Source organism: Sphingomonas pollutisoli, assembly GCF_029167165.1.
Lineage (GTDB): Bacteria > Pseudomonadota > Alphaproteobacteria > Sphingomonadales > Sphingomonadaceae > Sphingomonas > Sphingomonas pollutisoli.
In genome coordinates this window covers 401,770-423,298 of the sequence record NZ_JARFNJ010000005.1, presented here as the reverse complement: position 1 = coordinate 423,298, position 21,529 = coordinate 401,770, and the positions used below count along the sequence as shown (strand labels likewise).

Sequence of the window (21,529 nt, the reverse complement as noted above, 5' to 3'; positions counted from 1 at the left end):
AACGCTGCGCGCGATCACCTCGGAATGCTGCGCGCCATCAAATCGGAATGGTGCGCGCGATCACCCCGGAATCCGCACCTACCGGCTGTGTCCCAATCCGTCCGACAATGATCCTGCCATGCGCCTGACCTTCGATGAGGATGGCAATTTGCCGTGCTGTCCTATGAAGTACAGCGGCTGGCGCACCGAATACCAAGACCTCCGAGACTCCGACGCTCGCCTTGATGCTCGTATGGCCGCCCACTCGCGGCGTTTGGAAGCGCAATGGGAGGCCGAACGGGCGGCATACGAACGCCACAACAGGCAGCGTCCCCAGACTGCCGAACAAGGGAGTGCGGCATAATGGCGCTCTTTGGCGGCCTCTTCGGCCACGATCAGGTCTCAGCCCGTGCTGCGGGCAAGTTTCAGGACACCCCGGCGCAACCCCTCCAGCTCCCGCAGGCCCCGCCATCTGTCTCTATGGGCTTCATGCCAACCACTACCGCTCCCACAACCGATCCGGCCTCACGGCTCCCACAGGCCCCTCCAAGGCGCCCCGGAGCCTTCGACAAGGACCACTATCAACAGACCATGCTCGCCCTAGCAGCGGGGTTCTTCGGCTCACAGAACTTCGGGGAGGGGCTCGGTAAGGCCGCTGAAGCAATCTATGCGGGCAACGCCGACGCCCGCCAGCCCCTCAAGTCCACTTTCGGGGGGCCGGACGACTCCTTCCGGATCAGCACGGACCCGAGGACCGGACAGCAGACCGTGGAGGCCGTACCGGCTTTCCAAGATTATCTGAGGGCGAAGGCGGAAGCCGCCGCTAAGGCGAAGATCAAGCCGGTCCCCGCAAGGGACAGCTTGGACGCTCAAGGGCGCCTCGCGGCCGTCGTCGGCGCCTTGCCTCCCAAGGATCAAGCGGCAGCATGGTCCGAGGGCCGCGCCCGGCTTCTCGGCATGGGCTATGAGGGCATCCCGGAGACCTACAGTCCCGCGTACACCCGCTTCGGCGGCACGGTTCCCGCAATGAACGGCTTGGCCCTCGCAGGGCAACGCGCCGGGGAAACCGCACGGCACAATGGCGTCATGGAGGGCCTCACGGCCGCTAGGGTCCACCAGACCGACCAGCGAATTGCGATCAGCAAGGCCAAGGGACCGGGCAAGCCCAAGGGCAAAATCTCGGCCGCCAACTCCGACCTTTCGTATCTCGCACAATAAGAAGACAACATGAGCGACGCTCTCAAAGAACGCATTAACCTCCTCATGATCGGGGAGGCTCAACACAAGCTGCGGCCGGAACATCAAGCCGAGCTGGATAGCTACCGCCGCCAAGGCCTCGCACGTGGCGCCGCATCGGACCAATCGGCAACCCCGCAAGGCTCCGGCGGGGCCCTTGAGACCAACTCGGCCCGCGACAAGGCCAGATCGCAATTCTCGGTGATCGACCGCCTACAGCCCGCCGTTGATCGGGTCCGACACCTCCAGAACACTACGCTGTCAAAGCAGGGCCTTGGAGCCCTTGCCGAGTACAATCCCTTCGACTCTGGCAATCAGGCCTATGACGCGGCCGTTGCCAATCTGACCGCTTTGGCCCGTCCTGCCACCCGCGTAGCCGGGGAGGGAAGCATGTCGGACTTCGAGTCCAAGATTGCCACCGCAACGCTTCCGGGGCGCTACCACTTCGACAGTTACAACAATGAAGCGTTGGACGGTCTGCAACGGCTGATCGACAGCGGACGCAAGACTGCCTCGCAGCAGCTCGGGGTTCCGATCGCATCCCGCCAAAACCCGCAGCTCCCCAAGGCCCCGCCACGCCCCGGCGGCTCCTCGGCGGACTCCCTGCGCCGCAGATACGGATTGAAATAAGCACATGGCAGACATCAACCGTATCCGGGCCAACGTCGGCTCCATGATCGACCAAGGGGCCCCTGAGGCGGACATTGAGACCTACTTGGCCTCCGAGAACGTCAAGGCGGAAGACCTCCACGCCCCCCGCATGTCCAAGGATGACGACAGGGCCTACGCGGCCCTAGCGGCCAACCCGAAGTCCACCGCAGCGGACCTCAAGAGCTTCGTGCGCCAGCGGGGTTTGACCCTCCGTGACGAAGACGTGGCCGCGTTCATTGACGCTCGCGACACCAAGCATTCCAAGGTGGCCCATAGGGTTCGCTACGAGGGCCTTCCGGAGGCTCCACCGCCCGGGGCGCTCACCAACTCCATCGCCACCATAACTCAGGCCGTGGACGGCTTGGTGCCCGGCGCCTCTCGGAACCTCTGGGGCGCCATGTCCACCGCAAGCAACGCGGCGAACGCGGCAGTCGGCAAGGAGAAATTCGATCCCGGCGCGGCCTTCGCGGAGGGGGAGGAGGACCGGGACATCCTCGGGGAGACCTTCGCGGCGGAACATCCCAACATCAGCGCAGCATCCAAGGGCGTAGGCATGGCGGGGAGCTTGTTACTTCCGCAAGCCAAGCTCTTTCAGGGTTCCAAGGTCCTAGCGGGAATGGGCAACGCGGCCTTGAACGGCGCGGGCTACGGGGCGCTCTCAGGGGCCCTCAACGACACCGGGGACGGACGCTTGAGCAACGCAGCTCTCGGCGGGGCCTTCGGTGGCGTGCTGGGCGGTGGAGCCGTCCCGGCGCTCCATTCTGCGGCGGCCTTCATCCCTGCGGCCCGGCGGAACATTCCGGGGCTGGACACTGCTGCAAGGGTCCTCGGGAACATCCCCAAGCGCCTCACCGGGCGGCCCTTGGAACAGCCGGGGCAGGCGGCACGGACACAGGCCGAACGCATCCTCGCCAAGGAGCTGCCTCAGAGCAACATAGCGACCGGCATGGGCTCCGGTTCCGTCCCAGCAACTCCCGCCAACATTCAAGCGGAGGTGGCCCGCAGGCAAGCTCTTGGAGTCCCTGCGATGCCCATGGATGTCTCGGAGAAGGGCCGCCGGGTGACAAGCTGGGCCCTCCAGGGAGCCGGTCCGGCAACCACAAGGGTCCGTGAGATGCTCATGGCCCGACAGGCCGGCATGGGAGGCCGTGTCCGGGATCATATCCAAGCCGAGCTAGGGCCGGCGGTTGACCCGGTAGCGGCCGTGGAAGGCATCAACGCCCGTGCGGCGGCGGCTTCGGCTCCGGGGTATCGCGAGGCCTATGCGCAGCCGGTGAAAATCACCGATCGTATGGCGTCAATCATGCAGACCCCGGCGTTCAAAGAGGCAGTTCCGCAGGCTGTCCGCAATATCCTCAACGCGCAGCGCGACCCGCACGCTTTGGGCTTCAGGCTACACGGCGACGGCTCAGTCATGGCAGGCGAGACGCTTTCCACCGAGGGCTTCGACCAAGTCATCAGGGCCATGCAGGACAACGCTAGGAGCGCAATGGACACCTCGGGCATGTTCCCGAGGAACACCACTAACTCGGTCCACATCAACAATCGCGCCCGAGACCTTCGGGGCCAGCTCGCCGAACACAACGAACCCTATCGGGACGTCACGGCGAACTATGCGAACGAGATGGCTATCAGGGACGCTCTGGAGGCCGGCCAGGGCGTGGCGAACCTCTCGGGCCATGAGATTGCCGGACAGATGCGCCACATGCCTCCGCACGCTCAAGAGGCGTGGATGACAGGTGCCCGCACGGCCTTGGCAGACGACGCGGCCCAAGCGGGGCTCCGGCCGGGCACCAACGTGGCCCAGCGGACCCGCCAGTCCCTCGGGCTCTCCGGGGCAGGCCAAGCGGCAGCTTATGGTGACTTAGGGAAGCAACACGCCTTGGAGGCGATGTCCGGCAACCCCGGCGTCATCTCCCGGCTGGACGATCGGCTGGAAGGAGAGGACCAAGCGTACAAGTCCTTCGCGGAGACCTTCGGGAACTCAAAGACGGCTTCAAGGCAAGCGCTCGACCGATCGCTGTCCGGCTCCTCGCTAGGCCCCGTGGCCCGTGTGGTGCGCGGGGACCTTGCGGGGGCACTGGTGGACGTTCTGTTCCACGGTAATCCCAAGGGAACGCTGCGGTTCAAGCAGGACGTGCAGGACCACGTTGCGGACATCATGTCCTCGTCTGATCCTCGCAGCATGGGAGAGGCGATGTCGTCCATCATCGAGAGGGCCCAGCGTGACGCCCGGTTCGCTCACGTCCTCAATCGGGCGGCAATCAATCCCTCCAAGCTGATCGCGCTCCACGCGGCGGCGCTGGATGCGGACCCGCTTGTCCGGAACGATGACGGCGACCTTGTGCAGCCCGGCCCCTTGCCGCTCCCTGAGTATCTGAGCGGCCAGTAAGGCATCTAGAGACCCTCGGCCCTTCCCATCTCGGAGGGGCTGGGGGCTCCTGCCTGACGGGCGGTCTTCCCTTTTGTTCCGTATTTGTTCTATATTATCGGGATGTCCAGAGTCGCCCCTAATTCCGCCCTCGTGTCCACCGCTATGGACGCCATCGCCACCGCGCCCGGCTGGGCCCGTGTCGGATTGACGTTCGGTAACGAGAGGCTTCGAGAGGCCGCCCTTGCAGAGCTTGCTACGGCGGTTGCGGAGAGGCTGGAGAACCCCGAGGTGCCGCCGGACCCTAATCAGCTCCGGTTAGCCCTGTAACCGTTAAATCCGGCACGTGCTGAGCAGCGGGTCATTTTTTCAGGCTGCAATGGCCCGCACGTTCCTCGACGACCCAGAACGTGGCGAGTCGCCGGGCTTCGGTCCCCTCGGCCTGTGCGGATGCCGCTGTCTCGTTGGCGTCCTCGTCGTCCGTTGCGATGCCGTCCGAAAGGATATCGTTGCAGGCCATGTGGACAGCCTCCGCAACATCCCCGGCGGGGTCCGGCGAGGTGGATAACGCCTTGCCCCATTTCTCGATGCAGATTTGAGCGTCGGCTGAAAGGTGCGTTACGGTGGGATCGGTTGCGGCGCACCGCTCCGGGTCATAGGCTGGAGAATTTGAACAGGACGCTAGAACGGCCGCAGCGACAGCTAGAGAGGCTACAAGGCGCATGTGGGCTCCTTGGACGGGCATGAAAAACCCCCGGCTCTATGAGGGAGCCGAGGGTCAAAGAGCTAGTCCAATTATGCCGCGAGCCGCAGGGCTTCCGCATCGTCAAAGGTTAAGGCTATCGCTTGAACTGGATGACCTTGTACGCTGCGGTCCGCCTGTTCGATCAGGAAGTAATCGCCCATCCAGTGGGCCTGTCCATCTTCCAGCGCGATCGTATCTATTGAAGTGTCGTGGGCCTTAAGGGTCTCAAGGTCCCAGAGGCTCAAGACCACGTTCTGCATGGGCGCCCCTACGGCCCCCTCATCTTTCTGCAACACGACGAACACGCCGTCCCCCATCGGCTCCGCAAACCCGTCCGCTAGTTCGATTGCGGGGAATGCAAAGCTCTCGTTCGTAACCATTCAAGTACCCCTCCGATAAAACACCGCCGTGGCCCCCCACGGATCACAGCGTTCGCATCGTATTGCACGGCTCTTGATCCGGTACAAGCCAAGGTACATAGCGGGGGCGGTTTCGAGCTTATTAGCCTAGATATCACGCCATTTCTGGGGGCTTGAGGTGCAGTCCAGCCCTGTCCACCAACCCTTCATCTCGGGGTGTCTCCCAACCCCTCAAAAACCGTTGTTTCCTCGGCGCTTGGGGGTTGCCGGTTGTCTCAATCCGTCTCAATCTGTCGCCATCAAACGCGCGCTTCGTGGGGGCATTTTGGGGGCAGCGATTCAAAACGTTGGGGGCATCGCTTGACGGGGGCACCGCCGCCGGCACCGGCGAAGAAAACCGACAAGCTCTCCGCGCTGGCGTGCCAGAAGGCGGCGCCGCGCGAGAAGCCCTACAAGCTTTCGGACGGCAGGGGCCTCTACCTGGAGGTGCTGCCGAGCGGCGTCAAATCGTGGCGCTGGAAGTATCGGATCGGTGCCAAGGAAAAGCGGCTGGTCTTCGGCACGTTCCCCGATGTGAAGCTGAGCGAGGCGCGCGAACTGCGCGAGGACGCGGCGCGGCAGCTACGGCAGGGGATCGATCCCGCGGTTCACAAGGTGCAGCGGGCGGCCGAGCATGCGGCGAGGGCGGGCAGCACCTTCGAGACGGTCGCGCGCGACTGGTACGCGAGCCAGGCGCCGACGTGGTCCAAGCGCTACGCGAAGATCGTGATAGACAGTCTCGAGAAGGACGTATTCCCGAAGATCGGCAAACTACCGATTCGCGACGTGACGACGCCGCTGGTGCTCAAGGTGCTGAGGCCGATCGAACAGCGGGGCGCGGTCGAGACGGCGCATCGCGTGCGCCAGCGGATCTCCGAGGTCTTTGCGATGGCCGTGGGCAGCGGCATTGCGGACAGCGATCCAGCGGCGATCGCGGGCAAGGCGCTCGGCAAGGTGCGCAAGCGCCAATTTCCCGCCGTGCGCTCGATCGCGGCGGCGCGAGAGGTGCTCGAACTGACCGAGGCCCAGCCGGGGCACCCATTGACCAAGCTGGCCTCGCGGCTGTTGGCGCTGACCTCGGTGCGCTCGCAGATCGTGCGTGGTGCGATTCGCTCGGAGTTCGAGGATCTCGACGGCGCGGAGCCGCTCTGGCGCGTGCCGGCGGCGCGCATGAAGCTCATCCAGGAACGCAAGGACGATCCGGCGATGGAGTTTCTCGTGCCGCTGTCGCGCCAGGCCGTGGACGTGCTGAAAGTCGCGATGACGCTTTCCAACGGACCGCTGATCTTTCGCACGGTGCGCCTGGCGCGCAAGCCGATCAGCGACTCGACGATCAGCAAGGCGTATCGCGACGCGGGCTTGTCGGGAAAGCACGTCCCGCACGGCTGGCGCTCGTCGTTCTCGACCATCATGAACGAACTGGCGGAGGCGAAAAACCGCGTCGGCGATCGCGCGATCATCGACCTGATGCTCGCGCACGTTCAGCAGGGCGTCGAGGCGACGTACAACCGCGCGGCATATATGCCCCGCCGCCGCGAGATCGCGCAGGAGTGGGCGGACATGCTGACCGAGGGGCTTGCACCGCCCGAGTCGCTGCTCGACGGGCCGAGGCAGCGACCCAATCCGGTGCGGCACGATGAGCGGCGCATCCGTGGCTCGTCAGGCGCGCCTGCTGACCAAAAAACTAGCCGCTGAGCTTTCCGGTAAAAAGCGTGGTCCTGATCGCCGCGTAATCCGCCACAGCGTCGACGAGAATGAGCCCGACGCGAAGCCGTGGCGGCCGATCGGCGACGGCACGCGCGACGGCGCGCTCGGTTGGATCGACTGCATGCTGGAGGTGGCACGCGACTTCGACGATCTGGAACGGCGAAAGGGCGGCGGTCGCCCGCTAGGTGGGACCGGGATCGTGGTGCTCGAGGTGCTGCTCGGTCGGCGCGGGCGAAAGCGTGTGCCGATCGATTTCAAGACGGGCGAGCTCTACCCGATGATCGACACGATCGCCCAGGCGGCGAACCTGTGCCGCGTCACCGTTGTTCGTGCGCTCGCCCGCCTGAAGGCGCATGGCTTCCTTCGTTGGGTCCGGCGAAGCAAGAAGACCGACAAGGAGGGCGAGTTCGCGCCGCAGCGCGTCCAGACCAGCAACGCCTATTATTTCGATCCAGGCGCCCTCCCGAAGGCGGTGCGCATCCGACTGCGCCAGCTGTTCGACCGCAAGCTGCGCGCCATCGAGCGGCGAAACGGTGCCCCGCCCACTGGCCCGACAGCACCGCCAAAGCCGTCATACTCGCCGCTTCGCGCTGCGCTCGAAGCGTTCGGCGACGCCGTCGACCTTGTCGAGCACGGGAGTTTACCAAGTTCACCCGCTATCCCGGCCTAGGGGTAATGATGAGGAATTGCTCCGCAATGCGTTGAAGGAATGGGATCGCAGGGGCGATCCCATGCACCAATCTCTGCTCCCCCGGCCGCATCGGCCCGCCCCACGCACCCGACAGCCAAGACCCGGCTGTCGGAGCGCGGCGGCTTGCGCCGCCCCGGGCTCGGCGAGGGGGAGGATCACGATCCGTGCCAATCGGGTTCGGCCGGTCGCCCAGCCGCGCCGTCGATCACGCGATGGTCAGATCCGCGGCCCAGCGCTCGAGGACAACCCGCCGACGCTCCAACTGATCGCTGCGGTTGTATGCGGCCTCCACCTTCGCCTCGCGGCCATCGTCACGCTTGAGCGTGTGGCCGAGCGCGCGATCGATCACGTCGCGCTCGCCCGGCATCGTTTCGTTCATCACTGTGCTGAATGTAGCGCGCCAGCCGTGCGGGACGTGCCGCCGGGCGTAGCCGGCGCGATCGTACAGGTCGCCGATCGCGCCCTCGGCGAACGGCAGGTCGCCGCGCGCGCCAGGGAAGATGAGCTCGCCGCCGCCGGCGATCGCGCGCGCGGCGCGCAGGATCTCTACCGCCGCCGGCGCAAGGGGCACCAGGTGATCATTCGCCGCGTCCTCTTTCTTGGCGCGCGCGAGTTTCATGCGCGCCGCCGGCACGCGCCAGAGCGGCGCCAGCCCGTCGAGATCCTCGATCTCGGACCAGCGCGCGCCGCGCAGCGCGTCCAGGCGTACGGCCGTCAGGGCCAGGAAGCGTGAGGCAAGGCGAACGATCGGCCGGCCGGGCGCGCGGTCGCACGCATCGAGGAGCGCGCGCGCGTCGGCGATCGTCAGCAGCGCGGGCTGGCGCCGCCGGCGTGGCGCGGCCGCGAGCGCCGCGGCGACCGGCTTCGCCGGATTAGCGGTGGCCTGGTCGTGCGAGATCGCGAAGGCGAAGATCGCCTCGATGCGCTGGCGCAGCCGGCGGGCCGTCTCGATTCGGCCGCGCGCCTCGACGACTTCCAAGAGCTCGCGCACGTCGGAGGCGCTGATCTCATCACAGGGGAACGCGCCGATCGGCGCGAACACGTCGCGCTCGAGGCTGGCGAGCACGTCGGCCGCGTGCGTTTCGGTCCAGCCGGACTGGCGACGCGCGTGCCAGGAACGCGCGACCTGCTCGAACGTCATTAGCGCCGCCGCCACCGCCGCCGGTGACGTCGGCTTGATACCGCGCGCGATCTGCTCGCGCGCCACCTCGAGGTGGCCGCGGGCCACGTTTAACGAGATCTCGGGGAAGCTGCCGATCGTCAGCAGCTGCTCGGCGCCGGCAAGCCGGTACTTGAGCCGCCACGTCGCGCGGCCGCTCGGGGCGACATGCAGGTGCAGCCCGCGCTCGTCGAACATCTTATAGGCGCGCAAACGCGGCCGCGCGGCTTTCACCGCGGCGTTGGTCAGCATAGTGAGGATCCTAGATCAGCGTCGTCGCGCGTTTCGCGGAGGGAGTGAGGCTCATGAGCAGGGCGGCCACTAAGCCGTTCAGCGCTAGCCCAGCCCGCCTACAAAAACTTTGCTGGACGGCAAAATAACGCTTGAACTTTGCCGGGCGGCAAACTATTTGCCGGTTAGCAAACATTCCCGCGTCGGCGCGTTATATGTTGAAGCGGGATAGATTTGTCGGTTCGCTAGAGGAGGCCACCGTGAACCAATTCGGAAACATGCTGCGACAGGAGCGTAAGGAACGGAAAATGACCTTGGGCGATCTCGCCCGCAAGCTGAAGTTAAGCGTCCCGTATTTAAGCCAGATCGAGACCGGTGCTAAGCCTGTCCAAGACGAACTGGTTGATACGGTAATACATGAGCTTGGTCTCATCGGAGACGACGTCAATCGTATCCGCCGTGCCGCAGCTTTATCTATGTCTGACTATGCGATTCGGCTCAAGAGTGGGGCCAGCGCCGAAGACAGGGTTCTGGCATCAACGCTTGCGAGTGGCTTTGCTCGCCTGTCGCATGAAAAGAAAGAGCAATTACGCCGCATCATGGAGGATGAAAGTCGTGGATAATGGTCGAATAGTCGCGCCGCGATCGCGGCGCGAAGTAGAACTGACGGCTTTCTCTGTCCGATCAGGTCTCGGTTTGTCTCCCGGCGGCCGGGTCTCTATGCAACCTCTGCTCGAGGAGACCCTCTATGAGGTTATAGACGGCTATGACTTTCGTGTCCGATCCGATCGAGACATGCGCGGGTTGTATGGTCTGACCGATGAGCGCGATCCGATCATCTATTTGAGCTCGAGCGTTTACAGCGCTCTTGAGCGTGGAGAGGGGCACGCACGAATGACTGCGGCTCACGAATTCGGGCACCTCATGCTCCATTGCGGACTTCCGACCTACCGTGCGTTCTCCGACCAGTATGAGCCGCTCTACGATCCGGAACGCCAGGCAAATATTTTTGCCGCCGCCTTCTTGATGCCGGAAGCTTCCTTCCGCCGCTGTGCGACCGCACGAGAAGCGATGCGGAAATTCGGCGTGAGTCTCGACGCCGCGACTTGCCGGGCACGGAAGCTGCAACACAAATTTCTGCCAGATCGTCCGATCCTTTCGATCGGCAAGAAAAAGGGGTCCAGCAAGCGCCGAACCCCTTTCTAAGCCCTGATCAGAACGCGGCCCCTGAGATGGGTGAGCGATCCTAACCGGACCCTGTGACAAGGTGCGAGATAATCGCATTCGGTTAAGGACGCAAGAACATCGGGCCGCCGGGAGACACATTGTGACCTCCACTCCTGCCCCTGAGGGTAAGAAGTGGGTGTTCGTCAAGTGGATCACCCGGGATGGGAAGCGCGTCTATGCCAGCTGGTATGGCAAGAAGGCGTTTCGGATCCTGGTTGACGCTGCCTAACAGCACCCAGTTTCTCACCTGATTCTCCAAACAGGCCGCGCTCTCAAAGCGCGGCCTGTGGCTCCCACGTGAGCAGTTTCCTTAACCAGCGCTCTCAGCGCGAACGAAAGCTACCATCATGTCTGCATACTTCGAGACCACGCAACCAAAGCAGCTTCTCGCTGACTTCGACTCGGCAATTAAAATCGGCAACGCCAAAGGTGGCATCACTACATGGAAGAAGCTGGTAAGCGGATATTACACCCATACTTCCAGCCAGTGGGAAAACGAGGCGTTCTTTTTGCCAGCAATATCAGCGAATCGTCTGACGTTTAATATCGTCAAACCGAACAGCAAATCTATCACTACCGTGGCATACGCTTATTATCACGGGCATATCATAGAGACGATGCTAAGCCACTTCGATAAGCAGTTTACCGTAGGCTCAGCAACAGCCCTCCAAGCACCCGGTGATCGCCTGTCTTAATCGGAAATCCCGGTCCAGCAGCTTTATGTACGTGCGGCGCGGCGGACAATCCCTCCGCCGCGTCGCGCGGAAAGTGACGCTTTCCTGCGGTGTTCCAGCGGTATCGGCCTGGGGCCATACCCCAGCCGATACCCCCACCGCTTCTCAGTTTCGGACGACGAGTTCGCCGGCGCGCAAGCCGCGGCCGGCGCTTGCCGAGCCGACCGTATAGGTCGTCTCGATGTCCGACAGGTTAAAGCGCGCGAACACGGCGCGCGCGCCGGGTGTGTCGTTGAGCGACAGGATGAACCTGCCGGCGATGCCGGCGAGTTGGTCGGCCAGGCGCTCGAAATCCGCGCGCTCGAACCCGTCGCCGTAATCGGCCTCGCAGTTCCAGTAAGGCGGATCGAGGTAGAACAGCGTGTCGGCGGCATCGTAGCGCCGGATGACGTCGGCGTAGGGCAAGCACTCGATCGTCACGCCGGCGAGCCGTTCGTGGATCTCGGGCAGATATTCGCGCAGCTTGGTCACGTCGAAGCGGCCGGGCGAGCGCGTCACCCCGAAATTGCGCCCCGTAACCTTGCCGCCGAACGCCAGCTTCTGAAGGTAGAGGAAACGCGCTGCGCGCTCCAGGTCGGTCAGGGTGTCCGGGTTCACCGCCATGAGCCGCTCGAAGTCGGATCGGCTGGTAAGCTGCCACTTCAGCGTGTCGATGAACGCCTCGTAATGGCGCTGGAGGATCCGAAATAGCGTCGCGACGTCGCGCGAGAGATCGTTGATCACCTCGACGGGTGCGGCCTGGTGGCGCTTGAGGAAGATGCCGCCCATGCCGACGAACGGCTCGACATAGGTACGGTGCGGCGTTTCGCCGATCAGGCCGACCAGGTGTCGGGCCAGGTTGCGCTTGCCGCCCAGATACGGCGCGGGGGTACGTACAGCGATGGAGCCGGTCATGATGTCCTTTGTGGGGGGAAAGGCACGTCGGCTAGGCGCGCGAAACGACCGCCGATCGGCGCGATCGGCGGGGCCGTGGCGAAGGCCACGGATCTTGTGGGCGCCATCGGCACCGAAAACAGGAGGGTGGCCTTCGGGGGAATGCTGGGCGGTACCCGGCGGCTATACCGCCTGGTACCGGGCGGCTAGCCGCGCAGAGCCAGGCAACTGCGCCCTACGTATTCCCCCGAAGGGTCTTCTATTCCGCAGGCCACCCGGCGAACCGGTGACCTGACTGACCGCGCGCGCGCGGGTTCGACCTCCCGGCTAGGACCGATCGAACGACTGACCTATGCCAGCGCTGTCCCCGCACGTCGAGAGTGCTTCAGCGCGCCGGGCAGTTCGCCGGCGCGACGCCCGTCTCGAAGACTGCATGCGTGCATGCATCCTGCTGCATGTTCGCGCCGGCGCGGGCGTTCGCGCGCGTCACCGCCGCGATCGCCTCGCCGAAGCGCGTCAGCACCGTATCGAGCCAGCCCTTGTCGACCAGGACCAGCACCCCGGTTTCCGGCTTGCCGATCGGTCGCAGATGTTCGGTGGCGGTAAGCTCAGCGCTGCGCGTCGGCAGCGTCGGCCGCTCGGTTCGCGCGATCGATGAGGGCGTCGAGGGATGCTGACAGGCGGCGGCTGTCAACGCGAGCGGGAGCAGCGCCAGCAGGCGCGTCCGGGAGAACATCGATCGCATGGTGCATATCCTCGATCTTGGATTGGGCGAACGCGGTCGCGTCCTGGTTGGTGCGTGCGGCGGCCGCGCCGATCGCGCCGGCCGCCGCCTGCGCGGCGCGCTCGTCATGGCGGGCATCGGCGACGGCGGCGCTGTGCGCGGCAGTGACCTTCGTGGCGATCTTGGCCGCCCCGTCCGCTTCGCCGCGGCTGTAGATCCAGCAGTAGACGCCGGCGACCACGACCGCGGCGGTCGCGACATCGAGGACGATCGCGACCGGCTTGCTGAGCCACGCCGGCGCGGCTCGGCCGAGCAGCCGCAAGGCGAGCGTCGCGATCACGACCGGGCCTCCGCCGGTGCCTGGCGCCAAAGGCGCACGACGATCGGCAGTACGGCCGCGAGCACGCCGACGATCGGCGGCACTGCGGGCCGCACCTCGGGCGGCAAGGCGTCGAGCATCTGCTGGATGACGCCCGGGTTGGCGACGATCGCGGTGACGATCATGCCGCCGGCGAGCGCCAGCCGCGCCGAGGCGAGCTTCCACCAGCGCTTCGCGTCATCGATGAGCCAACGGGACAGGTCGATCTTGAGCATCGTGGATCCCCTCAGATGCCGGTCAGGCACATCGCGCGCTCGCGCTCGCGCCGCTTGGCGAGACCGGCGACGACGACCAGCCGGCCGTTCACCCGCGCCTTGTTCCAGGCGAGCATCGCGTCGCAGCCGCCGCGCCAGTCGCGCGCGTTGAACTTCCGCGCGATCGTCGATTTGCAGAAGGCGGCGACGCCGATGTTGAACGCGGTCCGCGTCGCGGCCGCGAGCTGGTAGCGCCGGTCGGCGAGCGTCGGCGTGCAGGCGAGCACGCCGCGCAGGTGCGTCTCGGCATCGCCGGCGAGCTTGGCATGGCAATAGGCATCCGAGCGCCGCACGCCGACGCGGACCTCCGGGCCGGTATGGCCGAAACACTCGGTCGGGATCTTCGCGATATCGAGGTAGCCGACATTCGCCTTGCCCTCGTCCTGCTCGAGCGCGGGTGTCGCGATCGCGAGCGTCGCGACCGCGACAGCACTGAGAGCACCGGCGATCGCGCGTGCGAACGCCGGCGTTGTGTTCGCCGCCATTGTTGATCTCCTTACGAGGTGGCCGCCTCATCGGCGGCGGGTTCGGTCTCGGTCGCGCGGATTGCGCGGCGAACGCCGGCCGAGCCGTGGATCAGCAGCGCCGTCTCTAGGCGCATGATCTGTTCGCGGTTCGCCTGCAGATCGGCTTGGAGTTGGGTGATCCGCGGCTCGAGGAAGAACCGCCAGACGATGCCGGCGACGGCGAGCCACATCGTCGTGGCCGCCGCCCAGCCCGCTCCGAAGGCAAGCGCCAACAGTCCACCGGACGAGCCGGTGTAATCGAGATCGCGCATGCAGCTTTCCTCGGTGAACGCACTGCGGATTGGCGCCCGCGCAGCGTCTAATCGGATACAAACGATAAGGGGGATACCATCATGACGAACGTGCCGCTTCGCGAACACGGAACCGCTGCAGCTATCGCGGAGCGTATGCTGTGGACGATCGTTGCGATCGTCTTCGTCCCGCCGATGTTGCTGTTCGCGCTCGTTGTGCTGCGAGGGGCCGACGATGCGGCGATTTACGATAAGTATTGAGCCTGCACTGACCCGGAAGTCATAAGCGTGTCTGGCTGGGGTGGCCGTGTGGGGTAGACAAAAATTCTGAGCCGCGATCTTAAGCCAGCCGGAATATACAGCGCTAGCCGCCAATGCTCGTCATGCCCTCAAGAGGGTCGAGTTCGCGCTTGCCCGGACTCGCGGGCGCTGCTGTGATTGCCAGTCATCAATCTTTCGTACGCCACGCGCGGCGTCAGCCGATTTAAGATGACATACTTGCGAAAGGGAGAGGCATGCCGGACAAGCTGGAAAGGATTTTTGATGAAATTTGCAGAGCCTTAGAGAACGGCTTTGCATACATCGCAATATCGGTTTTATTTTCGATACCAGATATATGTTCTGCAATGGAAAAAGAGCCTGGCCACGAAAGATATCGTAAAATCATGGAGCGTTATCAAGCTTGGTGCGAACAATACGTTCGTGATAGCCTGATGCCGATGCAGCCTTCTGATCTTTGGGCTATCCGTGGGGGTTTGGTTCACAATGCAAATCCCGTAGCGCATGCCAAGAGTAGGCACAGAAAAATAGCATTTATATTGGATGCCAAATGTATTCAGATAAATGGAATTATGACATCGATCGAAACTTCAAATCAACCCGCGATCGCGATGATACCCTGTCACATGGTTTATGAAGCAATGTATGGCGCTACTGAGATATGGTGGAAAGAGAAATCAAGCGATCGCATAGTGCTTTCATCCCTCAAAGATTTAATCGCTTATAGAACGGATGTTCCAGGACATATGCTCGGCGTACCTGTAATCATGTAGAATTTGCAAGTGAAGCCGTAGCTAGCCCTCGGTCGCTCTCGCAATTATTTACCGGTTCAAGGAACCGTCATCGTCACATCGAGAAAGCGCTGGTCGGTGAGCGGCGGGACGAGGCCAGCATCACCACCTGTCCCGACATCGGCGACCTTGAGCATCCGTGTGTTGCGGGGCACCGCATACTTGAGACCGGTCACCTGATCGTCGAAGCCGGCGGACATGCTCGGGAACGCCGGCAGGGTGGCAATGACGGCCCCCGTATCATCGTTCTGCAACTGGAAGGTGACCGGCTGGCCATTGCCGCCGCCGGCTGATTTGCCCGCGTGTATCCCTTCAATGACAGCGCCCGGTACGACCTTGAGCCTCGATCGCTTGCCAGTCGGGTTTGCGGTACCGCCAGAGCTTGGAAACGAGTAGAAGTTGAAACGAACGGTTATTCGCCGACGCGGAGGAGTGCCGCCCTTGGCGCCAGTGCCAGACCCCGCCGGATTGAGGAGCGTTGCGGCAATCATCATGTCCGGTGCGTCGTATTTGTCGCTGTTGGTCGTCAGGCCGAACAGCACGTTGGCGGCGACGGTATCGTCGATCTTGACGATACCCGCTGAGTTGGCGCCCCACTTCACGAGATCGTGGATGTCCTTCGACACGGTAGCGCCGCCACCGATCGACAATATCGGCGCACCAGTCGACAGGACGGGTGCAACAGCAGCCGCGCTGAAGGAAACCGTCAGAGGCTCATCATAGGTACCGATCCGGTTCCAGCCACCACCAGAGATATCCACCTTGATCGCGTTGTCGCCGAGCGCGAACGTGGTGCGATACCCTCCAACCACAGAGGCGGTGTTGACGCCCAGCAGCTTGACGCGACTGCCGATGTTCGCGCCGATCGCTTTTAGCACCTTCGCCCGGTTGGTGCGGAACTCAATTCGCACGCCTTCGATCAGGAAGTCGTTGATCTGCCCGGTGCCGTCGCCGCCGATACTCAGCAGGTAGGCGCTTTCGTCGGCGACAAAAGTCAGCCCGCCGACCGATCCGGCCGTGTGCGTGGGCGGAGTGTAGCCGGTGATGCCGGTCGAGGCCGCGTTTGCGGTTTCGGATACGAGATACGTCCCCGTTCCGCCGGTGCCGGTGATAAACGCGACGACGCGGGTCGGGGGCTTTGCTCCGGTTCCGGCAGGGATGCCGTTCCCGACAAGCTCCTGTCCCAAGACGATCGCGCCGCTGGTGATGTCCGATACCGTGAGGACGAAGCCCACGATCGCGCCCGTGAAGCTTGCGTTGCCCGCGCCCCCCAATGTTCCATCGGCATCGGCCGTGTATCGCACGCCGTCATAATGCACCGCCTTGCCGGCGGTGACGGGAAGGCCAGGCGACCACATGGTGACGTTGTTGAAGTTGTCGATGATGATTGAGCCGCCGACATGGGTCAGCGCTCCACCGCGAACGAAATCGTACACGTTGCCGGTGCCAAGCTCCCAATGGCAGTCGGTAAACGTGTGATTGACCGCCTGAGCGTTCGAGCAGGCGAGAACCTTGCGCTGGTTCTGCGCGCGACACGAATAGAACGAGTTTTCCGATCCATTGCTGGTGCCGATGACGGTGAAGACATCGCCGTTATTGGCGAGCGTTGCGCCGCTATACGAATACCAGACGTTGCGGTTGGTCCATGCCTGCTGCGGGTTGCCGTCTGAGCCCCAGCCGGATTGGCGCAGGCCGTGGATGCGCTCGGTGGTCAGGTTGCGCGCGTCCATGATGAAGCGAACGTCGCTGATCTCCCAGAACAGCAGCTTGCGCGCCTGAGACGCTTGACCGGCGCCGCTATAGCCGTCGTGGACGTAGAAGTCTGTGATGCCGCCGACCGCAGTCGGACGAAAGACGAAGCCATAGGCAAAGCCCGCCTCGCTGGCGATTCTCCACCCTCGGATCGTCGCCGCGTTCGTAGTCCATTGGCCAAGGAAATTGTTGACGGTGACGACGTAGAAGGCGGTCAGCCGCATCGGGTAAGCCGTGAAATTGCCACGGCTCATGCAGAAGTTGATGCAGTCCAGCACGCCTTGGGTGTCGTCAGTCCCGCTTTCGGGTTTCTCCGGGTTGTAATCGCCCAGCGAGCCGAACTGCTGCGGCTGCGCGCCGCCCACGTCGCAGACCAGTTCGAACAACCGCCCGTTGGCAGACCGCTTCCGCCACGGGGTCTCCGCAGCGTCTTGTTTGGACGAGAGCTTGTAAAATCCCGCACCGACGCCGGGAAAGGTGTGGCCGCTCGTTCGGACATAATCGGTCCCGATCGGGATCAAGAGGCCGGTGAAGGTGACCCACGGCCCGATCGCCATGACGTTGGCGCCGGGATCGCCTTTGAGGGGGCTTCCGCTGCCCCAGCCGTCCGCCGTCTTCGGGCCGTAGAGGATACGGCTTTGCGTATCGATATAGGTATTGCCGATCGCGCCGAGATCAGCGGCGGGCGCGCCAGCGCCCGAAAGGCTGCGTGCCGCCGTGGCAGCATCGACAGCCGCGTTTACCAATGTAGCTGCTGCTTGCGCGAGGTCGGCCTGTTCCTGCGCAGTTGCAGCCTTGGCATCGGCGCTCGCCGCCGCCGAGGTGGCGTTGTCGATCGCCGTATAGACCACAGCCAGCGTGCTGTTTGCGGTGCCGAGCACCTCGGCGAGCGTCTCGGCGTTCGCGCCGCCAAGCGCGATCTCCATGAAGCGCTTCAGGCACGGCATGAACACCGTCTGTCCAGAAACATTGACGATGGGATAATAGCCAAGCGCCCCGGTTTTGCCGCCGTCCTTGTCGAAGCTGTCAGGATCGTTCGCCGAACCGGCCAGGAACAGGATCTGCCAATTCGTTGCGTTGTCCAGCGTTGCGAGGAACGCCTGAAGCTGCGCGCTGATCTGGGAGAGTTGATCGTCGGGTGTACTCATGCCTGCCCCTCGTCGCCACCATCCACGCGACGGAATACGCTTGCTGAAAAGTCATAGGTGTGGGTGCCAAAGAGCACATCTTCCGGTGCAGCGATCTTTGTCGTGCCCGCAGGTATGTTCAGGTCTATGACTGCTTCGATCGACGCGGTGACGATGCGCGCGATCGACCCATCCGGGCGCACGGCGGCGAACCGAAACATCATTTGTAGAACTCCTGCGCGTAGATTGCCCCGTAGCTGTACCGAATGCCGGCCGCCGCCGCGCCGCCGCCCGAGATCGGATTGTAGCGGCTGAAGAACAGTTGGTAGCTGTGTATGCCGGGAGACGGAGTATCGATGATCGTGAAGAAGGCCGGAAATCCACCGTTGGTGGCGGATGTCGAATTTAGCTGAAAAGCCCGAGTGATCGGTCCACCATCCCGATAAAGCTGCATGAAGAAGCTCGGGTTTTGGCCGGGGATCAGCGCGATGTTAAAATTTACATCGAGCCGCATCACCTTGCCGTAGTGCGAGGGGACGTAGAACGCGTCGCTGATCGTCGACGTGAGTGTGCTGTCGAGTTGCCCGGTCAACCCGCTGATTGAGGTGAAACCGGTGACCGAGTTATCGACCAGCGCGTCGGTGGTGACGCTCTGCGCCTTCAGCCGGCCGACAACGACGTTATTCATGTAAACGGTGCCAGTCGTACTATCGACCTCGAAGATCAGGCTGTTGCCGACCACGAAGCGATCCGCCGCAATCGCGAACAGGTGCTCCTGCCCATTGATTTTCAGGCCGGTCATGACGGGCGTGCCGTTCTGGTCGACGGTTACTGCGATCTGGGCAATGGCCTGATTGCCGTTGATGGTCTGGAACAGCACATCGATGGAGGCGGTCTGCCCATCGACCGCGGATTTAAGCGTGGTGATCGAGCTCGCGCGGACGCCAGATTCGTCCACGATCGCCTGATCCAGTCTCGCGACTTGCGCGGTTAGCGCACCTTGAGGCCCGGTGATGGACGCTTGAAGATCGGCGATCATCTGCGCGGTCGCGCTCTGCTGGGTAGCGAGTGCAAGGTTGAGCTGCGAGACTGCCGCCGCGATCGGCCCGCTCGGGCCGGTGATCTCGGCCTTCAGATCGGTGTCCGCCTGGACCCGTGCATCATGCTCCGTCACCACCGCCTGATTGAGCTGGGTGAACGCCGCGTCCAGCGCGTCGCCATTGGCCGTGATCGCCGCCTGAAGCTGATCGAACGCCTCGGCGCGGGCGCTGTTCGCGTCCGCTACCGCCTGCGTCAATTGCGTGACGGCAGCCGCGATCGGACCATCGGGGCCGGTGATCGCCGCGTCGAGCGCCTGCAACGACAGCGCCTGCGCATGGTCGCCATCGGCAATCGCCTGCGTGAGCTGCGTCACCGCTGCCGCGATCGGGCCGTCTGGCCCGGTGATCGCGGCTTCGACTTCAACGATCTGCTGCGCGAGCGCGAGACCTTGCTCGATCCGTTCCGTGATCTCGGTTCGAACGCGCGCACCCATCGGGATGCCGTCGAGATGGGTCGCCGAATCCGTGCGCGTCTTCCGGGCGAATGCGAGCAATTGGTTCTTGATCTGCGTCAGTGCCGTCTCGCGCATGCGATCGACCAGACCCTTCGCACCCTCGATCTGTTTGTCGGGGTCGGGCGTGCTTGTCAGTTCTGCTATGGCATCGACAAAGGTCGATGCCGGCGTTCCGCCGACCACGGTGCCATCGGGCGCGATCGTGCCGCCGATCGACGCACCGGGAAGCACGACAGCGGTGGCCATCGTCGCCGCTTCGTTGATCCCGAGGATCAGCGGATTGTTGCCCTTGTCATAGACGATCGGTTCGGCCGCGAGGACGGGCGGCGCATCGCTCGCATCCCACGAATAGATCACCTGATGCTCGACCGAGAGCGTCATGTTGCAGACGCCATCCTGCCCCAGCTCTTGCGATGCCACCCGGAACAGCGCGCGGGTGAAACCGAGCGGCGCGAAGGTGAACGGCACGACAGCGCCGACGGGGTACTTCCACGCGCGGATGTCGAATGGGGCAGAGAAGCTGCGCTGATACTGCCGGCGCTCCAGCACCTGCTTGACGATCCGCTGCGCCTGACTGACGCTTTCGACGACGCCGAGATCGAGCGTCATGATCCGGTCCTGCCCGTCGAGGCTGGCGATCCGGACTTCTGGATAGTCGATGAGCTGGTAGAGCGACGCCGAGGTGGCATCGACGTACCGGCCGCGCCCGACATTGGGCGTGCCCTCAAGCGCCGGGTCCGGATCCCAGGTGAACGCGCCGATCACGTCGTCGTCGTTCAGACCATCGTCCGCCGCCGCCACCGCGAGATCGTTATGCGCGATCACCAGCGCGAGCTTGCCCCCGGTATCGCGGAAGCGGCCACAGCACGCCGCGCACAGCATGTCGAGCGTTTGCTTGGGATCGTCGCCCTCGGAGATCACCCCCGCGCCATGATAGCGCGGCTCGGTGCCACCGGCCGAGCGGTTGACCAGCTCGTCGCACAGGTTCGCCGCCACCTGAAACGAGACGAGATCGAGCCGCCGGCCGGGCACGCCCGATCCCGTCGCGAGCCGCATTTCGCCGGTCACCGGATTGCGGATGCGCCAGCCAAGCACCACGCGGAGGATCTGGAGCGCGAGGTTCTCGCCGATCACGGCGCCGTCGTCCGTCGTGTAGCGCCACGTCGATTGATCGTTCCAGCGCATCGGCCCCGAGCCGCCCGGCACGGTCGAATCGCGGCGCGGATCGTACAGCTTGGCGCCGCGCCCGATGATCGTGATCCGCGACGGGATGGAACTGGCGAACGGGCTTTCCGCTTTCTTGCTGTTGCCCGTCACCTTGAAGCGCAGGCGCAGATACGCGCAGCCCGTCAGTCGGGCGGACTGGTTCCACTTGCCGCTGCCGAAGGTGAACGCATTTGCAGGCGAGCCTTCGAGAACGATGTTCGGAACGGAGAAATAGCCGGCGTATTTGGCGACGACGCCCGTCGTCGCCGACCAGGCCATCTCCTGCTCAAGCCAGATCTCTTCAACGCTATCGATCGCATGGCTCGCGAGCGCGACGATCCAATCGCAATATTCCTGATCCTTGCCCGACCATTCCTCGTAGCGGATGTCGGTCGCCATCGCGGTCTGGCCGAGCACGGTCTTGCGGAACGCGCGCGGGTCGATCGACGCGGTCAAGCGGTTGGTCTGCGACGCCGGGATCTGCGGATTGGAGAGCGCGCTGCCGATCGTCGAGAGCGCGGCCGCGCCGAGCAGCAACGTGCCGGCGCTGACGCCGAACGTCGCCCCTACAACCGCACCGCCAATCCCCAGCGATGTGCCAAGCGACAAGCCACCTGCGAGTGCGATTCCGGTGCCGGCCGTCGCCACCGCGATCACCGCCGCGCCGACCACCAGGCCGACGATCTTGAGAGCCTTCGCCACC

24 protein-coding genes are annotated in these 21,529 nt (G+C 64.0%); 12 read left to right on the top strand and 12 right to left on the bottom strand.

What is annotated here, in order from left to right; all coding sequences use genetic code 11:
- The 5 genes from PX554_RS13930 to PX554_RS26620 form a co-directional block, all read left to right on the top strand.
- The coding region (locus PX554_RS13930) for a hypothetical protein (protein ID WP_275502659.1) at nt 1-343 on the top strand (343 nt) is incomplete at its 5' end.
- On the top strand, nt 343-1,197 hold the full coding sequence (locus PX554_RS13925; RefSeq protein WP_275502658.1) for a hypothetical protein: 855 nt from the start codon (nt 343-345) through the stop codon (nt 1,195-1,197). The genes PX554_RS13930 and PX554_RS13925, both read left to right, overlap by 1 nt.
- Before the next feature lie 9 nt (nt 1,198-1,206).
- Nucleotides 1,207-1,845 (top strand): hypothetical protein, encoded by a 639-nt coding sequence (locus PX554_RS13920; protein WP_275502657.1) that lies wholly within the window; start codon nt 1,207-1,209, stop codon nt 1,843-1,845.
- 4 nt (nt 1,846-1,849) lie between these two features.
- Entirely contained in the window at nt 1,850-4,258 is a 2,409-nt protein-coding gene (locus PX554_RS13915) for a hypothetical protein (protein WP_275502655.1), read from the top strand.
- A gap of 102 nt (nt 4,259-4,360) precedes the next feature.
- A complete protein-coding gene (locus PX554_RS26620) occupies nt 4,361-4,567 on the top strand; it encodes a DUF6771 family protein (RefSeq protein WP_338061594.1) in 207 nt (68 codons plus the stop codon).
- A 31-nt stretch (nt 4,568-4,598) separates the two neighbouring features.
- On the opposite strand, the gene PX554_RS13910 is transcribed toward PX554_RS26620, so the two are convergent.
- Together PX554_RS13910 and PX554_RS13905 are read right to left on the bottom strand one after the other, a co-directional pair.
- Nucleotides 4,599-4,961 (bottom strand): hypothetical protein, encoded by a 363-nt coding sequence (locus tag PX554_RS13910; RefSeq protein ID WP_275502653.1) that lies wholly within the window; start codon nt 4,959-4,961, stop codon nt 4,599-4,601.
- Nucleotides 4,962-5,032: 71 nt separating this feature from the next.
- The gene (locus PX554_RS13905; protein ID WP_275502652.1) at nt 5,033-5,362 is read right to left on the bottom strand and encodes a hypothetical protein; all 330 of its coding nucleotides are present in this window, start codon (nt 5,360-5,362) and stop codon (nt 5,033-5,035) included.
- 339 nt (nt 5,363-5,701) lie between these two features.
- Here PX554_RS13905 and PX554_RS13900 point away from each other — a divergent pair, with 339 nt between their 5' ends.
- Nucleotides 5,702-7,075 carry a tyrosine-type recombinase/integrase gene (locus tag PX554_RS13900; protein WP_275502649.1) on the top strand — a complete coding sequence of 458 codons (1,374 nt, stop codon included), beginning with the start codon at nt 5,702-5,704 and terminating at the stop codon, nt 7,073-7,075.
- The gene (locus PX554_RS13895; RefSeq protein WP_275502647.1) at nt 7,017-7,757 is read left to right on the top strand and encodes a hypothetical protein; all 741 of its coding nucleotides are present in this window, start codon (nt 7,017-7,019) and stop codon (nt 7,755-7,757) included. The genes PX554_RS13900 and PX554_RS13895 overlap by 59 nt, the downstream gene beginning before the upstream one ends.
- A 226-nt stretch (nt 7,758-7,983) precedes the next feature.
- Here PX554_RS13895 and PX554_RS13890 read toward each other — a convergent pair whose 3' ends face one another.
- On the bottom strand, nt 7,984-9,189 hold the full coding sequence (locus PX554_RS13890) for a tyrosine-type recombinase/integrase (RefSeq protein ID WP_275502646.1): 1,206 nt from the start codon (nt 9,187-9,189) through the stop codon (nt 7,984-7,986).
- Between the two features lie 194 nt (nt 9,190-9,383).
- On the opposite strand from PX554_RS13890, the gene PX554_RS13885 reads away from it, so the two are divergent.
- The 3 genes from PX554_RS13885 to PX554_RS13875 all read left to right on the top strand — a co-directional run bounded on the left by PX554_RS13885 (nt 9,384) and on the right by PX554_RS13875 (nt 11,090).
- Complete coding sequence (locus PX554_RS13885) at nt 9,384-9,791, top strand: helix-turn-helix domain-containing protein (RefSeq protein WP_338061593.1); 408 nt, start codon at nt 9,384-9,386, stop codon at nt 9,789-9,791.
- Nucleotides 9,775-10,374, top strand: a complete 600-nt coding sequence (locus PX554_RS13880) for an ImmA/IrrE family metallo-endopeptidase (protein ID WP_275502643.1) — start codon at nt 9,775-9,777, stop codon at nt 10,372-10,374. Before PX554_RS13885 ends, PX554_RS13880 begins: the two co-directional genes overlap by 17 nt.
- Nucleotides 10,375-10,742: 368 nt before the next feature.
- Complete coding sequence (locus tag PX554_RS13875; protein WP_275502640.1) at nt 10,743-11,090, top strand: hypothetical protein; 348 nt, start codon at nt 10,743-10,745, stop codon at nt 11,088-11,090.
- Between the two features lie 144 nt (nt 11,091-11,234).
- Here PX554_RS13875 and PX554_RS13870 read toward each other — a convergent pair whose 3' ends face one another.
- From PX554_RS13870 to PX554_RS13845, 6 genes are all read right to left on the bottom strand, one after another.
- Nucleotides 11,235-12,023, bottom strand: coding sequence for a DNA adenine methylase (locus PX554_RS13870; RefSeq protein ID WP_275502639.1), 789 nt, complete (start codon nt 12,021-12,023; stop codon nt 11,235-11,237).
- A 364-nt stretch (nt 12,024-12,387) separates the two neighbouring features.
- A complete protein-coding gene (locus PX554_RS13865) occupies nt 12,388-12,561 on the bottom strand; it encodes a hypothetical protein (RefSeq protein ID WP_275502636.1) in 174 nt (57 codons plus the stop codon).
- 49 nt (nt 12,562-12,610) lie between these two features.
- Complete coding sequence (locus PX554_RS13860; RefSeq protein WP_275502634.1) at nt 12,611-13,066, bottom strand: hypothetical protein; 456 nt, start codon at nt 13,064-13,066, stop codon at nt 12,611-12,613.
- Nucleotides 13,063-13,320: a DUF7940 domain-containing protein gene (locus tag PX554_RS13855; RefSeq protein ID WP_275502631.1), complete on the bottom strand. Its 258-nt coding sequence runs from the start codon at nt 13,318-13,320 to the stop codon at nt 13,063-13,065. The genes PX554_RS13860 and PX554_RS13855 overlap by 4 nt, the downstream gene beginning before the upstream one ends.
- 11 nt (nt 13,321-13,331) lie before the next feature.
- Complete coding sequence (locus PX554_RS13850) at nt 13,332-13,844, bottom strand: lysozyme (protein WP_275502629.1); 513 nt, start codon at nt 13,842-13,844, stop codon at nt 13,332-13,334.
- A gap of 11 nt (nt 13,845-13,855) precedes the next feature.
- Nucleotides 13,856-14,137, bottom strand: a complete 282-nt coding sequence (locus PX554_RS13845; RefSeq protein WP_275502628.1) for a hypothetical protein — start codon at nt 14,135-14,137, stop codon at nt 13,856-13,858.
- Nucleotides 14,138-14,218: 81 nt separating this feature from the next.
- On the opposite strand from PX554_RS13845, the gene PX554_RS13840 reads away from it, so the two are divergent.
- Both PX554_RS13840 and PX554_RS13835 read left to right on the top strand, forming a co-directional pair.
- A complete protein-coding gene (locus PX554_RS13840) occupies nt 14,219-14,377 on the top strand; it encodes a hypothetical protein (RefSeq protein WP_275502627.1) in 159 nt (52 codons plus the stop codon).
- Between the two features lie 254 nt (nt 14,378-14,631).
- A complete protein-coding gene (locus tag PX554_RS13835) occupies nt 14,632-15,168 on the top strand; it encodes a hypothetical protein (RefSeq protein ID WP_275502625.1) in 537 nt (178 codons plus the stop codon).
- A gap of 56 nt (nt 15,169-15,224) precedes the next feature.
- Here the strand turns inward: PX554_RS13835 and PX554_RS13830 are convergent, their stop codons facing one another.
- The 3 genes from PX554_RS13830 to PX554_RS13820 are packed head-to-tail and all read right to left on the bottom strand — an operon-like array spanning nt 15,225 to nt 21,528.
- Nucleotides 15,225-18,086, bottom strand: a complete 2,862-nt coding sequence (locus PX554_RS13830) for a hypothetical protein (protein WP_275502623.1) — start codon at nt 18,084-18,086, stop codon at nt 15,225-15,227.
- On the bottom strand, nt 18,083-18,289 hold the full coding sequence (locus tag PX554_RS13825; protein WP_275502622.1) for a hypothetical protein: 207 nt from the start codon (nt 18,287-18,289) through the stop codon (nt 18,083-18,085). Before PX554_RS13825 ends, PX554_RS13830 begins: the two co-directional genes overlap by 4 nt.
- A complete protein-coding gene (locus PX554_RS13820) occupies nt 18,286-21,528 on the bottom strand; it encodes a hypothetical protein (protein WP_275502620.1) in 3,243 nt (1,080 codons plus the stop codon). Before PX554_RS13820 ends, PX554_RS13825 begins: the two co-directional genes overlap by 4 nt.
- Between the last annotated feature and the right edge of the window lies 1 nt (nt 21,529).

Bases quoted from the DNA above. Each gene is read 5' to 3' on its own strand.
- PX554_RS13880 (WP_275502643.1), top strand. From the start codon at position 9,775: ATGAAAGTCGTGGATAATGGTCGAATAGTCGCGCCGCGATCGCGGCGC.
- PX554_RS13830 (WP_275502623.1), bottom strand. From the start codon at position 18,086: ATGAGTACACCCGACGATCAACTCTCCCAGATCAGCGCGCAGCTTCAG.
- PX554_RS13835 (WP_275502625.1), top strand. From the start codon at position 14,632: ATGCCGGACAAGCTGGAAAGGATTTTTGATGAAATTTGCAGAGCCTTA.
- PX554_RS13875 (WP_275502640.1), top strand. From the start codon at position 10,743: ATGTCTGCATACTTCGAGACCACGCAACCAAAGCAGCTTCTCGCTGAC.
- PX554_RS13845 (WP_275502628.1), bottom strand. From the start codon at position 14,137: ATGCGCGATCTCGATTACACCGGCTCGTCCGGTGGACTGTTGGCGCTT.
- PX554_RS13825 (WP_275502622.1), bottom strand. From the start codon at position 18,289: ATGATGTTTCGGTTCGCCGCCGTGCGCCCGGATGGGTCGATCGCGCGC.
- PX554_RS13890 (WP_275502646.1), bottom strand. From the start codon at position 9,189: ATGCTGACCAACGCCGCGGTGAAAGCCGCGCGGCCGCGTTTGCGCGCC.
- PX554_RS13915 (WP_275502655.1), top strand. From the start codon at position 1,850: ATGGCAGACATCAACCGTATCCGGGCCAACGTCGGCTCCATGATCGAC.
- PX554_RS13925 (WP_275502658.1), top strand. From the start codon at position 343: ATGGCGCTCTTTGGCGGCCTCTTCGGCCACGATCAGGTCTCAGCCCGT.
- PX554_RS13885 (WP_338061593.1), top strand. From the start codon at position 9,384: ATGTTGAAGCGGGATAGATTTGTCGGTTCGCTAGAGGAGGCCACCGTG.
- PX554_RS13855 (WP_275502631.1), bottom strand. From the start codon at position 13,320: ATGCTCAAGATCGACCTGTCCCGTTGGCTCATCGATGACGCGAAGCGC.
- PX554_RS13840 (WP_275502627.1), top strand. From the start codon at position 14,219: ATGACGAACGTGCCGCTTCGCGAACACGGAACCGCTGCAGCTATCGCG.
- PX554_RS13895 (WP_275502647.1), top strand. From the start codon at position 7,017: ATGAGCGGCGCATCCGTGGCTCGTCAGGCGCGCCTGCTGACCAAAAAA.
- PX554_RS13870 (WP_275502639.1), bottom strand. From the start codon at position 12,023: ATGACCGGCTCCATCGCTGTACGTACCCCCGCGCCGTATCTGGGCGGC.
- PX554_RS13910 (WP_275502653.1), bottom strand. From the start codon at position 4,961: ATGCGCCTTGTAGCCTCTCTAGCTGTCGCTGCGGCCGTTCTAGCGTCC.
- PX554_RS13920 (WP_275502657.1), top strand. From the start codon at position 1,207: ATGAGCGACGCTCTCAAAGAACGCATTAACCTCCTCATGATCGGGGAG.
- PX554_RS13850 (WP_275502629.1), bottom strand. From the start codon at position 13,844: ATGGCGGCGAACACAACGCCGGCGTTCGCACGCGCGATCGCCGGTGCT.
- PX554_RS13905 (WP_275502652.1), bottom strand. From the start codon at position 5,362: ATGGTTACGAACGAGAGCTTTGCATTCCCCGCAATCGAACTAGCGGAC.
- PX554_RS26620 (WP_338061594.1), top strand. From the start codon at position 4,361: ATGTCCAGAGTCGCCCCTAATTCCGCCCTCGTGTCCACCGCTATGGAC.